Source organism: Actinoplanes sp. NPDC048988 (assembly GCF_043197815.1).
Taxonomy (GTDB): Bacteria; Actinomycetota; Actinomycetes; order Mycobacteriales; family Micromonosporaceae; genus Actinoplanes.
The window spans coordinates 655755-669434 of the sequence record NZ_JBICTW010000001.1 but is presented as its reverse complement, the minus strand read 5'-3'; the positions used below and the strand labels follow the sequence as shown (position 1 = coordinate 669434).

Annotated in this window: 14 protein-coding genes; 7 read left to right on the top strand and 7 right to left on the bottom strand. The window is 71.6% G+C overall.

What is annotated here, in order from left to right:
* The first annotated feature begins 48 nt into the window (after nt 1-48).
* The 4 genes from ACGFJ7_RS03175 to ACGFJ7_RS03160 all read left to right on the top strand — a co-directional run bounded on the left by ACGFJ7_RS03175 (nt 49) and on the right by ACGFJ7_RS03160 (nt 2796).
* Nucleotides 49-1104, top strand: a complete 1056-nt coding sequence (locus ACGFJ7_RS03175) for an LCP family protein (protein WP_360243598.1) — start codon at nt 49-51, stop codon at nt 1102-1104.
* A gap of 69 nt (nt 1105-1173) precedes the next feature.
* Nucleotides 1174-1455, top strand: coding sequence for a F0F1 ATP synthase subunit epsilon (locus ACGFJ7_RS03170; protein ID WP_360242528.1), 282 nt, complete (start codon nt 1174-1176; stop codon nt 1453-1455).
* Nucleotides 1456-1464: 9 nt separating this feature from the next.
* Nucleotides 1465-1929: a DUF2550 domain-containing protein gene (locus ACGFJ7_RS03165; RefSeq protein ID WP_360242525.1), complete on the top strand. Its 465-nt coding sequence runs from the start codon at nt 1465-1467 to the stop codon at nt 1927-1929.
* A gap of 60 nt (nt 1930-1989) precedes the next feature.
* On the top strand, nt 1990-2796 hold the full coding sequence (locus tag ACGFJ7_RS03160; protein WP_392640563.1) for a PhzF family phenazine biosynthesis protein: 807 nt from the start codon (nt 1990-1992) through the stop codon (nt 2794-2796).
* Here ACGFJ7_RS03160 and ACGFJ7_RS03155 read toward each other — a convergent pair.
* On the bottom strand, nt 2771-3835 hold the full coding sequence (locus ACGFJ7_RS03155; RefSeq protein ID WP_392640560.1) for a hypothetical protein: 1065 nt from the start codon (nt 3833-3835) through the stop codon (nt 2771-2773). The two genes, ACGFJ7_RS03160 and ACGFJ7_RS03155, sit on opposite strands and share 26 nt — an antisense overlap.
* A 244-nt stretch (nt 3836-4079) precedes the next feature.
* Entirely contained in the window at nt 4080-4658 is a 579-nt protein-coding gene (locus ACGFJ7_RS03150; RefSeq protein WP_392640557.1) for a cob(I)yrinic acid a,c-diamide adenosyltransferase, read from the bottom strand.
* A gap of 42 nt (nt 4659-4700) precedes the next feature.
* Here ACGFJ7_RS03150 and murA point away from each other — a divergent pair, with 42 nt between their 5' ends.
* Nucleotides 4701-5990 (top strand): UDP-N-acetylglucosamine 1-carboxyvinyltransferase, encoded by a 1290-nt coding sequence (gene murA, locus ACGFJ7_RS03145; RefSeq protein WP_392640554.1) that lies wholly within the window; start codon nt 4701-4703, stop codon nt 5988-5990.
* A gap of 7 nt (nt 5991-5997) precedes the next feature.
* Here the strand turns inward: murA and ACGFJ7_RS03140 are convergent, their stop codons facing one another.
* Nucleotides 5998-6354: a hypothetical protein gene (locus ACGFJ7_RS03140; RefSeq protein WP_360242507.1), complete on the bottom strand. Its 357-nt coding sequence runs from the start codon at nt 6352-6354 to the stop codon at nt 5998-6000.
* Nucleotides 6355-6488: 134 nt separating this feature from the next.
* Here ACGFJ7_RS03140 and ACGFJ7_RS03135 point away from each other — a divergent pair, with 134 nt between their 5' ends.
* Nucleotides 6489-7337, top strand: coding sequence for a 3-hydroxyacyl-CoA dehydrogenase family protein (locus ACGFJ7_RS03135; RefSeq protein WP_360242504.1), 849 nt, complete (start codon nt 6489-6491; stop codon nt 7335-7337).
* 45 nt (nt 7338-7382) lie between these two features.
* Complete coding sequence (locus ACGFJ7_RS03130) at nt 7383-7736, top strand: hypothetical protein (RefSeq protein WP_360242501.1); 354 nt, start codon at nt 7383-7385, stop codon at nt 7734-7736.
* On the opposite strand, the gene ACGFJ7_RS03125 is transcribed toward ACGFJ7_RS03130, so the two are convergent.
* The 4 genes from ACGFJ7_RS03125 to ACGFJ7_RS03110 are packed head-to-tail and all read right to left on the bottom strand — an operon-like array spanning nt 7684 to nt 13673.
* Nucleotides 7684-8970 (bottom strand): hemolysin family protein, encoded by a 1287-nt coding sequence (locus tag ACGFJ7_RS03125; RefSeq protein WP_360242498.1) that lies wholly within the window; start codon nt 8968-8970, stop codon nt 7684-7686. The two genes, ACGFJ7_RS03130 and ACGFJ7_RS03125, sit on opposite strands and share 53 nt — an antisense overlap.
* Nucleotides 8971-9008: 38 nt before the next feature.
* On the bottom strand, nt 9009-9746 hold the full coding sequence (locus ACGFJ7_RS03120; protein WP_360242495.1) for a hypothetical protein: 738 nt from the start codon (nt 9744-9746) through the stop codon (nt 9009-9011).
* The gene (locus ACGFJ7_RS03115; protein ID WP_360242492.1) at nt 9733-12330 is read right to left on the bottom strand and encodes an FtsK/SpoIIIE domain-containing protein; all 2598 of its coding nucleotides are present in this window, start codon (nt 12328-12330) and stop codon (nt 9733-9735) included. The genes ACGFJ7_RS03120 and ACGFJ7_RS03115 overlap by 14 nt, the downstream gene beginning before the upstream one ends.
* A 38-nt stretch (nt 12331-12368) precedes the next feature.
* Nucleotides 12369-13673, bottom strand: a complete 1305-nt coding sequence (locus ACGFJ7_RS03110) for a hypothetical protein (RefSeq protein ID WP_392640548.1) — start codon at nt 13671-13673, stop codon at nt 12369-12371.
* Nucleotides 13674-13680: the final 7 nt, after the last annotated feature.

Below are 13680 nucleotides of genomic sequence, written 5' to 3'. Positions count from 1 at the left end.
CGCGCGCCCTTGTGGGCGCGGCTCTGCGCGATCTTCGGCTGCGTCCTCATGGTGGTCAGCGGTGGTGCCATCGTCACGCAGCAGGTGCTGGTGGCCCGGTACGCCGGGGCCGTGGAGACCCAGGACCTGTTCGGTGAGCCGGCCGTCGGCGCCACGAAAAAGCCCGTCTCCGACATCAAGGGCCCGCTGAACATTCTTCTGGTCGGCGTCGACCCGCGTACCGAGACGCAGACCCCGCTCTCCGACTCGATCATCGTGGCCCACATCCCCCGGGGCCTGGACCAGGCTTATCTCTTCTCGGTCCCGCGCGACCTGATCGTCGACATCCCGCCGTTCGCCAAGACCGGTTTCAAGGGCGGCCGATCCAAGATCAACGCCGCCATGGGGTACGGCAGCTCGGTCGGCAACGGCAAGCACGACGTCGTCCAGGGCTTCGACCTGCTCGCCAAGACGGTCGGCCGGCTCACCGGCATCAAGGAGTTCGACGCCGGCGTCATCCTGAACTTCAACGGCTTCAAGGCGATCGTCGAGGCCATGGGCGGCGTCACCATGACGATCGACCAGAACGTGAAGTCGGAGCACCTCCAGCCGAACGGCCAGACCCGTCCGCGCTACGACCGCTGCGCCGACAACAGCTGCGCCCACCCGTACTACGGCCCCCAGGCCGAATACAAGGTCGGTACCCGCCACCTGCAGGGCTGGCAGGCCCTCGACTACGTGCGGCAGCGCTACGGCCTGCCCCGCGGCGACTACGACCGCCAGCGCCACCAGCAGCAGTTCATCAAGGCCCTGGCCAAGCAGGCGCTCAGCAAGAACGTGGTGACCAGCCCGACCAAGCTCGACGCGGTGCTCAAGGCGGCCGGCAAGGCGCTGATCTTCGACGGCAACGGCCACAACGTGGTCGACTGGGCCTTCGCGCTGAAGAGCCTGCGCTCCGACGACATCACCCTGATCAAGCTGCCGGGCGACTCGGTCATCGTGAACGGCGACTATCGGGGCGAGGCGCTGGAGGACAGCGCCGAGGACTTCTTCAAGGCCGTACGCGACGATCAGGTGCAGAACTTCATCTTCCGCAACCCTGAGTACATCAACAGCAACGTCTGACCTGCTGCGGTCCCGGCAAAGGGGGCCGTCTAGACTTCACCCAATCGGATTCATACACAGGAGGACAGCGTGGCCAACCAGCTGCCCGTCAAGGTCGTAGCCGTCGAGCAAAGCGTCTGGTCCGGTGAGGCCGAGATGCTCGTCGCGCGGACCACCGAGGGTGAGATCGGCGTCCTGCCGGGTCACTCCCCGCTGCTGGGCCTGCTGAAGGAGCCCTCGCAGGTGCGGGTCAAGCTCGCCGGCGGCGAGCAGTTGACGTATGACGTCACCGGCGGTTTCCTCTCGATCGACGCCGACGGCGTCACCGTTCTCGCCGAGAGCGCGACCCCCGCCACCCCCGAGACTCACTGACGATCGGCGATGGAGATTCTGGAAGTCGTCGGAATCTGCCTCATCGCTGCGCTCGTCTGTCTCTTAGCGATCTTCTTCCGCCGCCGGCTGCTCATGGTCGGCGGCGGAACCATTCGCCTCCAGATCCACCTCAGCACCATGGTGCCGGGCCGCGGCTGGTCCACGGCGATCGGCCAGTTCGCCGGCGGTGAGCTGCGCATCCACCGGATGTTCAGCTTCGCCTTCCGCCCCAAGCGCGTGCTCGACCGCGGCACCCTCACGATCGAGGAGCGCCGACGCCCTCAGGGCCCCGAGCGCCTCACCATCCCCGGCCACTGGGTGGTGCTCAAGCTGGCCACGGCCACCGACGAGATCGAGATCGCGATGGCCGAGTCCACGGTGACCGGCTTCCTCTCCTGGCTCGAGGCGGCCCCGCCCGGTCCGCCCGGCAGCGTCGCCCGCCCGGTGATCCGCCCCCGCACGATCGAGCAGTAGGCGGCCGCGCCTTTCCAGGTGGCTCTCGCCGCGTACGGCCGCGGGCTTTAGCGTCGAACCATGCGGATTCGAATCATCGATGCCTTCACCGAGCAGCCGTTCGCCGGGAACCCGGCCGGCGTGGTGGTGCTGGACGGCCCCACGTTCCCCGACGCTGCGTGGATGCAGGCGGTCGCGGCCGAGGTGAACCTGTCCGAGACGGCCTTCCTGCACCCCGTTCCGGCCTCGTCCGGAGCTGATTACGCGCTGCGGTGGTTCACTCCGGCGGTCGAGGTGGCGCTCTGCGGGCACGCCACGCTGGCCACGGCCCACGCGCTGCAGAGCACCGGCCTGGTGCGCTTCGCCACCCGCAGCGGCATCTTGACGGCCGATACGGACGAGAAGGGCTGGATCACACTCGACTTCCCGACGGCCCCGCTGAGCCCGATCCAGGCCGACCCGAGCGTGCTGGACGCGCTGGGGGTGACTCCGCTGTCGGTGCACCACACCGGCCCGAACACGGACGACCTGCTGATCGAAGTGCTCGAGGAGTCGGCGGTGCGCGAGCTGACACCGGACCTGACGGCGCTGGCCACTGTCGAGAACCGGGGCGTGGTGGTGACGGCCCGCGCCGACGACCCGAACGGCGGCTACGACTTCGTCTCCCGCTTCTTCGGCGCGGCCGCGGGCGTGGCGGAGGACCCGGTGACCGGAAGCGCTCACACGGCCCTGGCCCCGTTCTGGTCCGCCCGTCTGGGCGGCCGCACGGAGCTCACCGGCTACCAGGCGTCCCCGCGGGGCGGCTACGTGCGGGTCGCCCTCCGCGGCGACCGCACGCTGCTGACCGGCAAGGCGGTAACCGTCATCGACGGCACCCTGCACGCCTGACCCCGGGCTGGTGGAGGCCCTCGTAGACGCGGTCGCGCAGGGCGTTGGCACGGCGGCGGGGGAGGGTGGCGTGCAGGTCGCGGAGGATGACGCGGACCAGGACGTTCACCTCGCCTGGGCGCATGGCCAGGCGGTCGCGGGAGGCGGGCGGGAGGTCGTCCGGTGGGGTCGCCGAGAGGATGCTGACCTCCTCGACCAGGGTGGCGTCGGTGCCGAGGATGTCGCGTACCCGGTCGCCGATCTCCTCGGCGGTCACCCCCTCCGGCAGGGCGACCGAGACGTCGCGGTGGGCGGCGGGCTGGGCCGAGACCGGGCGGTACGGGGTCAGGTCGAGCATCTGTGCCGCCACCCGAGGGTCGTTCGAGCGCAGCAGCCGGATGTCGCCGATGCCCTTGCGCAGCATGAGAAGGCGGTCCAGTCCGAGCCCGAGGGCCAGCCCGGCTCCGGCGACACGCGGTGCGGCGATTCCACACTCGCCGATCTCGACCCAGTCGCCGGCCGCCCGGGCTTCGATCTCCAGGCCATTGGTGGTGTACGGGTGGTCTGCCGGACTTGTTCGCCAAGGGACTCCGGGGAGTGCGGCGGCGAGCGTGGTCTCGACGAGTTCGAGCAGACCGCTGGGCTGCGGGGCGGCCGTGGTGACCCGCCACAGGTCCAGCTGATGTGGTGTGCCGGTGTGCAGGCGGTCGATGCAGTCGCGGCGATAGACGATGCCGGGGCAGGCGATGAGGGTGTCGGGGGCTCGGAGGCGGCGCAGGGCGCCCGGAATCAGGGCCGATGTCTGAGAGCGCAGCATCCGCCGTTCGCCGACATAACGGGTGTAGCGGGCGTCCCGGGTGATCGCCGCTGGGCTGTACCCGAGATGGTCGTAGTTGTCGGCCACGTCGACTATCCGGTCGCCGCGATGGACCAGGAGGTCGGCTGCCGGCCAGCGGGTGGTGACGGCGTCGAGGATGGCGGCCAGGATCTCCTGGATCGCGTGCGGGCCCTGCGCCGGGTCGGTCAGGTCGCGGACGGCGAGGTCGTCGGTGAGGGACATGGGATTCTCCGCTTCGGGAAGATGCGGGAAGCCCACGAAAATGGCCGCCCGCGAGGGGCGGCCAGGAACGCGCAGATCAGCCGGCCGCCGGGGGCCGGCTGAAGGCGGTCGCGCGTGAGGTCATGTCTTCATGGTGACATGGAGGGGAAGCGAATTACGGCGGCCCCGGCTGGAGCTCGACCTCGTAGCCCCATGAATCCGCGAGGTAGGCGGCGTACGACGACGGGCCGCCCGCGTGCGGGTGCTACTCCGCCGTACCGCCGCCGGGCACCCACTTCACGTCGCCGCCGGGGTTGGCCACGCGGGAGAGGATGAACAGCAGGTCCGAGAGGCGGTTGAGATATTTGGCCGGCAGCTGACTCGTACGGGAAGGGTCGGCCTGAAGAAGGGCCCAGGACGAGCGTTCCGCGCGCCGGGCCACCGTGCGGGCCACGTGCAGCAGGGCCGCGCCGGGGGTGCCGCCCGGGAGGATGAAGCTGTCCAGCGCCGGCAGCCGCTCCAGGAACTCGTCACACCAGCCCTCGAGCCGTGTCACGTACTCCTCGGTGATCCGCAGCGGCGGGTAGGGCGGGTCCTCCGACAGCGGGTTGCAGAGGTCGGCGCCGACGTCGAAGAGATCGTTCTGTACGACCTTGAGCACGGCGCGGACGTCGTCGGGCAGGTCACCCATCGCCAGGGCGACGCCCAGGGCGGCGTTGCACTCGTCAGCGTCGGCGTACGCCGCGATGCGCGGATCGGTCTTGTCGGCGATCTCGTTGTTGCCCAGGCGGGTCTGCCCGCCGTCGCCTGTGCGGGTGTAGATGCGGGTGAGGTGAACGGCCATGCCCCCACCCTACGGAGCACCGGTTCGTCGGCGACTCATACCATGGCCCGCGTGGATGTGATCAGGGTGAAGGGCGGTACCGCGCTGACCGGTGAGGTCGGCGTGGGTGGCGCGAAGAACTCGGCTCTCAAGCTGATGGCGGTCGCTCTGCTCGCGCAGGGCCGCAGCGTGGTCGAGAACGTTCCGCGCATCACCGACATCGCCATCATGGCCGAGGTGCTGCGGCGACTGGGCTGCCAGGTCACCTTGGACGGGGGCGAGGCGACCATCGACGTGCCGGCCGAGCCGGGCAGCGAGGCCGATTACGACCTGGTGCGCCGGCTGCGGGCGTCGATCTGCGTGCTCGGGCCGCTGCTGGCCCGTCGCGGGTACGTGCGGGTGGCCCTGCCGGGCGGTGACATGATCGGCTCACGGGGGCTCGACATGCACGTCTCCGGCCTGGCCCGGATGGGTGCGGAGATCTCCGGCGAGCACGGCTTCGTGATCGCCTCGGCGCCGCACGGCCTGCGCGGCAGCAAGATCTGGCTCGACTTCCCGAGCGTCGGCGCCACCGAGAACCTGCTGATGGCGGCCGTCCTGGCCAAGGGCACCACCGAGATCGACAACGCGGCCCGCGAGCCGGAGATCGTCGACATCTGCGAGATGCTCACCGACATGGGCGCCCGGATCGACGGCGCCGGCTCGTCGACGCTGACCATCGAGGGCGTCGACGAGTTGCACCCGGTGCGGCACACCACCGTGGGCGACCGGATCGTGGGCGGCACCTGGGCGTTCGCCGCCGCGATGACCCGTGGCGACGTGACCGTGCGAGGAGTGCGGCCGGAGTTCCTCGACATCGCCCTCGACAAGTTGGTCACGGCCGGCGCGACGGTCGAGCCGGGAGACAACTTCTTCCGGGTACGCATGGACGAGCGCCCCAAGGCGGTCGACATCGTCACCCTGCCCTACCCGGGCTTTGCGACGGACCTGCTGCCGATGGCGATCGGCCTGGCCTCGGTGGCCGAGGGCTCCTCACTGATCACCGAGAACATCTTCGACGGCCGCTTCATGTTCGTGAACGAGATGGTCCGGCTGGGCGCCGACATCCGTACCGACGGGCACCACGCCGTGGTCAACGGCCGGCCGCGCCTGTCCGGGGCGCCGGTGCGCGCGACGGACATCCGGGCCGGCGCCGGCCTGGTCATCGCCGGTCTCTGCGCCGACGGGGTCACCGAGGTGGGCGAGGTGCACCACATCGACCGCGGCTACCCCGACTTCGTGGCCGACCTGGCCGGGCTGGGGGCCGAGGTGGAGCGGGCCGACGTGCCCGAGCCGACCTTCGACTTCCAGTGAGGGCGGTCTAGAGCGCCGGCGAGTCGCCGACCAGGCGGCGGGCCTCTTCGACCTGTTCGGGAAAGACGAGCACGGCCGTACGCCCGTCGCGGGCGACCGCCTGGGTGGCGCGGATCCCGGCGTCGCCGAGGAGTCGCCGGATCTCGTCGGCGACCTCGGCGTCGATCGTGACGGCGGCCGGGCAGAGCAGGCCGTAGTCGTCCGGGTCGCCGAAGATGGCGAGACCGTCGGCGCACGGGTCACCCGCGGGTTCGCGGGTGTGTGTCCATTGCAGGCCCATGCGCCAGAAAACCGCACCGAGGAAGCCGACCAGACCGACGGCGATCAGTGGCCCGAGGAGGTACCAGCCGTTACCTGTGGCCATGCGCATAGTCTCGCACCGCTACGCCGGCTTTTAAGAGGATTTGACCCGATAGAAAGACAGTCCCTCCGCCTGAGTTTCCGTTAAGTAACAAGGCTAGGGTGAGGCCGACGACACTCTTACCAGAGGAGAGGCACATGGCGGGTCGACTCGCGGTCATCGGCTCCGGACTGATGGGTTCCGGCATCGCGCAGGTCTCGGCGCAGGCGGGCTGGCAGGTCACCATGCGGGACGTCGACGACGCCTCGCTGCACCGGGGCATGACGGCGATCCGGGATTCGCTGGGCCGGTTCACGGCCAAGGGCAAGATCTCCGACGAGGACGCCGAGGCGGCCATCAGCCGCATCACGACCACCACCGATCTGGACGCGGTGGCCGACGCCGACATCGTGGTCGAGGCGATCTACGAGAAGGTCGAGGCCAAGCACGAGGTCTTCCGCTCGCTCGACAAGATCTGCAAGGCCGGCGCGGTGCTCGGCACCAACACCTCGGCCATCCCGATCACCCAGATCGCCACGGTCACCGAGCGGCCCGAGTCGGTCGTCGGCATCCACTTCTTCTCGCCGGTGCCGATGATGAAGCTGGTCGAGCTCGTCCGCGGCTACCAGACCTCCGACGACACGCTGGCCACGGCCCGGTCGTACGCCGAAGAGGTCGGCAAGACCTGTGTCGAGGTCAAGCGCGACGTCGCCGGCTTCGTGTCCAACCGGCTCTTCTCGGCCCTGCTGGTCGAGGCGATCAAGCTGGTCGAGACGGGGGTGGTGAGCGCGGCCGACCTCGACACGGTGATGAAGCTGGGCTTCGGCCACTCGATGGGGCCGCTGGCCACCGTCGACCTGACCGGGCTCGACGTCATGCTCAACGCGGCCGGCAACATCTACCGCGACACCGCCGACGAGAAATTCTTCCCGCCGGAGTTGCTCCAGCGCATGGTCCAGGCCGGTGACCTGGGCCGGAAGTCGGGCAAGGGTTTCTACACGTACTGATCGCGTTCGGGGCCGCTCACCGCGAGCGGCCCCTACGATCGCCCTATGACGCCTGAGCAGATGGAGTGGGCGCTGGCCGAGGCCGGCAAGGGCGCCCTGGCCGTCGCTCCGGGCTGGTTCCGGTGCTGGGGGACCTCCGACGAGAAGTGGTCGGCGGTGAACGTCAAGGGCGCCACCCAGCTGATCGTCAACCACAGCCGGGAGGACGACCGGCACCCGAACAGCTGGACGGTCCGGGCGGTCTTCGGTGATCACGCGGTGGAGCTGCGGGTCGGGCCGTACGACGCGAAGGAACACGCGATCCTGGTGGCGCACGCGGTGCTCTCCGTCGCGTACGCCGAAGGTCCTAGTCGAATTCCGGGTCCGGTCGCGGCGCCGGGCGTACCCGAACCTGCGTGATGGCGCGGCCGGTGACCTCGACGACCTCGGCGGTGTGCCCGTCGACCTCCACCACCTCGCCGGGCTTGGTGGGAATGTGCCCGAGCTGGGCCAGGACCAGGCCCGCCACCGTCGTGTAGTCGCCCTCGTCCTCGCGTTCGACGTCGACGCCGATGTCCGGCAGATCGTGCATCGGGAAGGTGCCGGGCAACAGCATGGCGCCGTCCGGCTCGCGCACCACCGACTGCACGTCGCGGTCGGTCTCGTCGTAGATCTCGCCGACGACCTCCTCGACCAGGTCCTCCATGGTGACGATGCCGTCGATGGAGCCGCGCTCGTCGACCACGAAGGCGAACTGCTGGTGCTGGACGCGCAGCTGGCGCATCGCGTCGGACACCTTCAGCGTCTCGGGCAGGAAGAGCGCGGTGTACAGGTGGTCGCGCACCGGGCCCGGCGCGTCGATCAGGTCGCGCAGGTGGACCACGCCGAGCACGTCGTCCAGGCCCATCGGCCCGGTCACCGGGGCGCGGGAGTGCCCGCTGGCGACGAGCCGGGTGAGCGCTTCGTTCGACGGCAGGTCGGCCGGCAGGGTGAGCACGTCGCGCCGGGGCACCAGCACCTCGCGCAGGATCCGCTCGGCGATCTCGAAGGCGCCGCTGATGATCGTGCGCTGTTCCGGGGTGAACTCCTGCTGCTGGGTGACCATGTCGCGGATCTCCTCGGTGCTGACCTCCTCGCGGGTCGCGTTCGGGTCGACCCCGGCCATCCGTACGACGAGATCGGTCGACTTGCCGAGCAGCCAGTTCACCGGGCGTGACAGCGTGGACAGCATGTCCAGCGGCCGGGCGGCCAGCAGCGCCCACCCCTCGGCCCGCTGCATCGCGATCCGCTTGGGGGCGAGCTCACCGACCACCAGCGTGAAGAAGGTCAGCACCATGGTGACGAGCACGATCGCCACCGGCTCGGCCGCGCTGCCGAGAAAGCCCAGCGGGCCGGTCAACGGCTTGGCCAGTGAGGTGGCGGCGGCGGCCGAGGCCAGGAAGCCGGCCAGCGTGATGCCGATCTGGATGGTGGCCAGGAACCGGTTCGGGTCGCGGGCCAGCCGGGCCAGCGTGCGCCCGCCCCGCGACTGCCGCTCGAGGCGCTGCAACTGGCTGTCCCGCAGCGAGATCAGCGCCATCTCGCTGCCGGAGAAGGCGGCGTTCACCAGCACCAGCACGACGACCAGAACGATCTGCCACCCATATCCGCCCACGGCTCGCTTTTACCCCTTCGACGTGACCGCCAAGCCTGTCAGTGCTTGGCCGCGAAGGCCAGGGACATCATGGTCGCGGCGACCATGCCGCCCAGCAGGGTCAGGCCGATGCCGCCGATGTCGAGGCGGGCCAGGAGCCGCTTGTGGGCGACCAGCGCCGCCACCGGCACCCCGGCCGAGGGGGCGACCAGGAAGGCCAGCCAGCCGAGCCCGCGCAGGAATGGGCCGCCCCACACGCCCGTACTGCCGAAGGTCACCAGGCCCGACCCGACGAGACCCGCCAGCGCCGCGACCACCGCGCCCAGGATCGGCAGCAGTGGGAGCGCCCAGCGGGGCAGGGAACGGCGGCCGGCCGGATGGATGGTGTGGTCGATCCGCTCGGCGGCCCGGGCCAGCAGCGCCCGCGGCGCCTTCACCTGCGGCGTCTCCGGGCTGCGGGGCAGGGCGGCCCGGGGCACGGCGTCGACCGGCACCGGATCCGGCATCTCGCCCAGCGCCCGCACCCGCAGGCCACGGGCCCGGCGCAGCTGATCCCAGAGCCGGGCCGCCTCACGGTCCACATCGAGCACCTGCGCCGCGGCCGCGCCGGCCCAGCGGTCGGCCGAGAGGGCGTCACCCTCGGCCCGGGACAGCTCGCCCGCGGCCTGGGCGGCGCTCTCCTGGTACGCGTGCTCGGCGTTGCTGATCTCGGTGTCCCGACGCCGGGTGGCCTCGGCCAGGGCGCTCACCATGAGCTGGTAGTCGCGGCCGATCGGCTGACGGTCACGTGTGGTCACTGTTCACCTCATACGGGACGATGACTTCCGGAGTTCGGTGCACCGAGCGGTCGAAGAACAGGGCGCGGCGGTGGCGCGGATACCACGCCGGGCCGCCGGGCTGCGGATAGAGCGGGGCCAGGTCGGGTCCCTGCACGTCGAGGGCCACCCAGGCGCCGATCGGGTCGAGGCGGGCGCCGGGCCCGCCCAGGCTGTCGCGCAGCCGGCCCACCGAGCGCCACCAGCCGAGCACGTGGGTGCGATGCTCGGGGCCGTCGACCAGCAGGCGGCGCAGCGCGGCCGGGTCGGCACCGGCGTCCAGCGCGTAGCCGAGCACGTAGTGCGGGATCGTGCCGAACGGCTCGGCCGGCACCGCGTCACACCAGTCGGCCGACGGCAGCTCCGCCATCAGCCGGGCCGCCGCCCGGGCCGCGTCCGGGTCGAGGCAGACGACGCTGAAATGCGCCGGCCCCTGCGCGGCCAGCGACAGCGCGGCCGCCGCGAGCACGTCGCACGCCTCCTCGGTGCGGGTGCCGAGTACGGCCAGGTTGCGGCCGGGCATCCGGCCCAGGCGCAGCCGCGCCGGGCGGGCGGCCACGTCGATCCGCTCGCCTAGGACCGCGCCCGGCGAGGAGCCGACCGGGGCCGCCGCGTCCGGCACCGGGCCCGCGGGCCGGCAGGTCTCCGGCAGGCGGGGCACGGCGTCGCCGTCGAAGAGCCGGGGCTCCTCGCAGCCCTCCGGGCGATCCCGCCACAGGCGGCGTTGCAGGCTGCGCCAGACCAGCCGGTCGCCGGCGTCGGGCAGGCGCACGACCTGGTTGGCGCCGGACGTGCCGGACTGGGTGTTCACCACCGCGTGGAAGCGCGGGATGACGGCGGCTGCGAGGTTGTCGTCGGCCAGGATCCGCCGCGCCTTGGGCAGGGCGATGCGCAGCGTGAACTGTCCGATCAGGCCGCTGCGGCCCCACAGCGCCTCGATGCCGGAGACGTCCTGGCTGGCCAGGATGAGGTGGATGCCCTGCGAGCGGCCACGCCGGGCCAGGTCCTCGAGCAGGGTGACGGCCTCGTCGGCCACCGCGTCGCGTCCGGAGAGCAGCACCTGGAACTCGTCGATCACGGCGACGATGCGCGGCCAGTGCCCGGTGGGGTCCTCGGCGCGCAGCTCGGCCAGCTTGGTCGCGTCGACCCGCTTGGCCGCCTGGGCCCGGGTCCGCAGCTCCTCGCTCAGGTGCCTCAGCATGGCCAGGCCGAACTCGCGGTCGCCGTTGACGTTGATGCCGGCCAGGCGCACCTGGGGCAGCCAGGCCGGGTCGCGCGGTCCCGGCACGAAGCGGGCGAAGGACACGCCCTCCTTGAAGTCGAGCAGGTAGAAGGCGAGCTCTTCGGGGCCGTAGCGGGTGGCCAGGGCGGCCAGCCAGGCGTACAGCAAATTGGTCTTGCCCGAACCGGACGGGCCGCCGACCAGGGCGTGCGGCGGATCGTCGCCGAGCGGCACCTGGACCAGCGAGCCGTCGGTGGCGTCGCCGATCGGCGCCAGGAGGCCGTGCGCCGACGACTCGGCCCACAGTTCGCGCGGTTCGAGATCGGCGAAGCGGGCGGGCGGCGGCCCGGCCCGCAGGCGCTCCGCGGTGGCCCGGCAGAACGACGTGACCCGCTCGGCCGGCGGTGGGGGATCCAGGCGGATCTCCAGGTCGCCGGTGATGTCGCAGGTCGCGGTCTGATCGGTGACGACCAGACGCCGTACGGTCGGATGGTCGTCCAGCGCGAGACCGCGTACCACCAGATGCACGCCGCAGGCGACGCCGGTGCGCACGATCCGGTCGAGCTGGGCCCGCTGCGCGTTGGTCAGCTCCTCGGCCGTGGCCGGGTCGGCCAGCAGCACCACGACCCGCCACGGCTCGGGCCGGGGACCGGTGGTGGACGCGGTCAGGTCGGCCAGCGACTGGTGCTCCCCGGCCAGCACGGTCTCGTTGACCCGGCAGATGTGCTCGACGAGGTCGTCCAGCGTGGCGCCGAGCGAGCCGGGCGGGACGAAGGAGATGCCGAGCGGGGCGAACGGCGCGAGGGTGCCGCCCAGATGCTCGGGGTCGTAGACGGTGAGCTCGATGTCGCCGGGCCGGCTGCTGCCCAGCGCGCGCAGCAGCAGCCCGGTGATCACGCCGTCCACCACGGGATGGGTGCCCTCGAAATGCAGGTGGGCCGCGTCGAGGAACGGCACCAGCGCGGGCAGGGCGGCGGTGTCGTCCAGGTTGAGCGAGCCGATCCGCAGCAGGCCGGGCCGGGCGCCCGGCGCGGGCTCGGTCGGCGCCCACATCCGCCACGGCAGGCCGGCCGCCCCGGTGGCGCTGACCGCGGCCAGCCGGCGCACGTTACCGGCGAGCCGGGTCGACTCGTGCTGGAAGCGGCGCTGGATGTCGCGGCGGGCGGCGTCGCGGGCCTCGGCGAGCTGGTTCAGGCAGGTGGCGTACGCGTCGCGGACGAGCCGCCGCCGGTTCTGCGCCTCGCCGCGCGCCGACTCCGCCTCGGCCAGCACCGCCCGGGCAGCACCACGCGCCTCGGCCAGCTCCTGCCGGACGACGGCGACCAGCGCGTTGCGGTGACTCACGCTGGGGGATTTTACTCATTTACCTACGAAACGGACAATCATGTGCTGCGTGTCGGTGCGGTCCGCACACTCCACCGGGGCTTTTCCCCCGCCAGGTCGGCCCGTAGCCGGGTCGCGATCACCGCGGCGCCCTCCTCCTGCCAGCGGCGCAGCGTGCGGCGTGGCACCTTCCGGCGCATCCAATCCACGGCCCGCCGGGCGTCCCGGTCCAGGCCGTCCGTGTTCGGCCGGCGGGCGTACGGGTTCAGGCCGAGCACCAGGCAGTAATGCAGTGCGTTGTAGACGCGCCAGGCGTCCGTCGTGTCGAACTCCCCGGCCGGCCGCAGCCGGTCGACGCCCTCGTGCAGCACCGCCCGCAGCCGCAAGGCCCGCTGATCGGAGGTGAGCCGTCTGTCGATCGTGGGCAGGCCGGTCAGCGGGCTGCGCATGAGCCGGCCCAGGTCGCCGAAGTTGTCCAGGGCCTGCTGGGTGAAAAGCCGGAAGTCCTCCTCGGACGCCTCGGTCAGGGGCCGGTGTCTCGGAAGCGCTTCGACTCTCATCAAGAGGCCCGACCGTTCGGCCCGCAACCGGCTGTCGCCACGGAACGCGATCGCGTTCAGCGCCCTCTGCACCGCCCCGGACAGTCCGGCCAGCGTCATCACGACAGCCACCAGAGCGAACTGGAGAATGCGGACCGCACCGGAGTCCACCGCGATCATCGTCAGCGCCGCCGGGCCGCCGAGCAGCACGATGCCGGCCAGGGCGCCCAGCACCGATCGGATCAGGTCGGGACGCAGCCGCTCGCCGGCCAGCATGGCGTCGTTCACCGCGACCAGGAAACCCAGGATCAGCAGGTCGAGCCCGAGCGCCGCGACCACCAGGATCGGCACGCCCAGACTGACCGGCAGCAGCAGCGCGGTCAGCGCCACCCCGTAGAGGGCGGCCGCCACGGTGAAAGCGGCCGGCAACATCGGCGGCCGCACCTGGTCACGGAACCGCCAGAGCAGCACCACCCCGCCGGCCAGCGGAGCCAGCACCACCAGCCGCCCGGCCTCGGGCAACGCCACCACGGTGATCAGGAAAGCGGCCGAGAGCACCATCCAGCCGAGATCGATCTGCCGCCGCTCGGGCAGCGCCGGCGGCAGCATCGCCACCGCCGTGCCGGCCCAGAGCAGGGCCGGCGCGCAGAACAGAACCTGGGCCGCCAGCGAGTCGGGCTCGACCGTCCACACGGCCACCCCGGCCGCGTACGCCAGAAGCGCGGCCGCCGCCCGGGCCGCCGGTCGCCGCACCGGGTCGCGGCCGAGCAGATAGCAGGCGGCCCACCACGCGAGAGCGAAGACGGGAACGGCGATCGCGGGCACCCCGAGA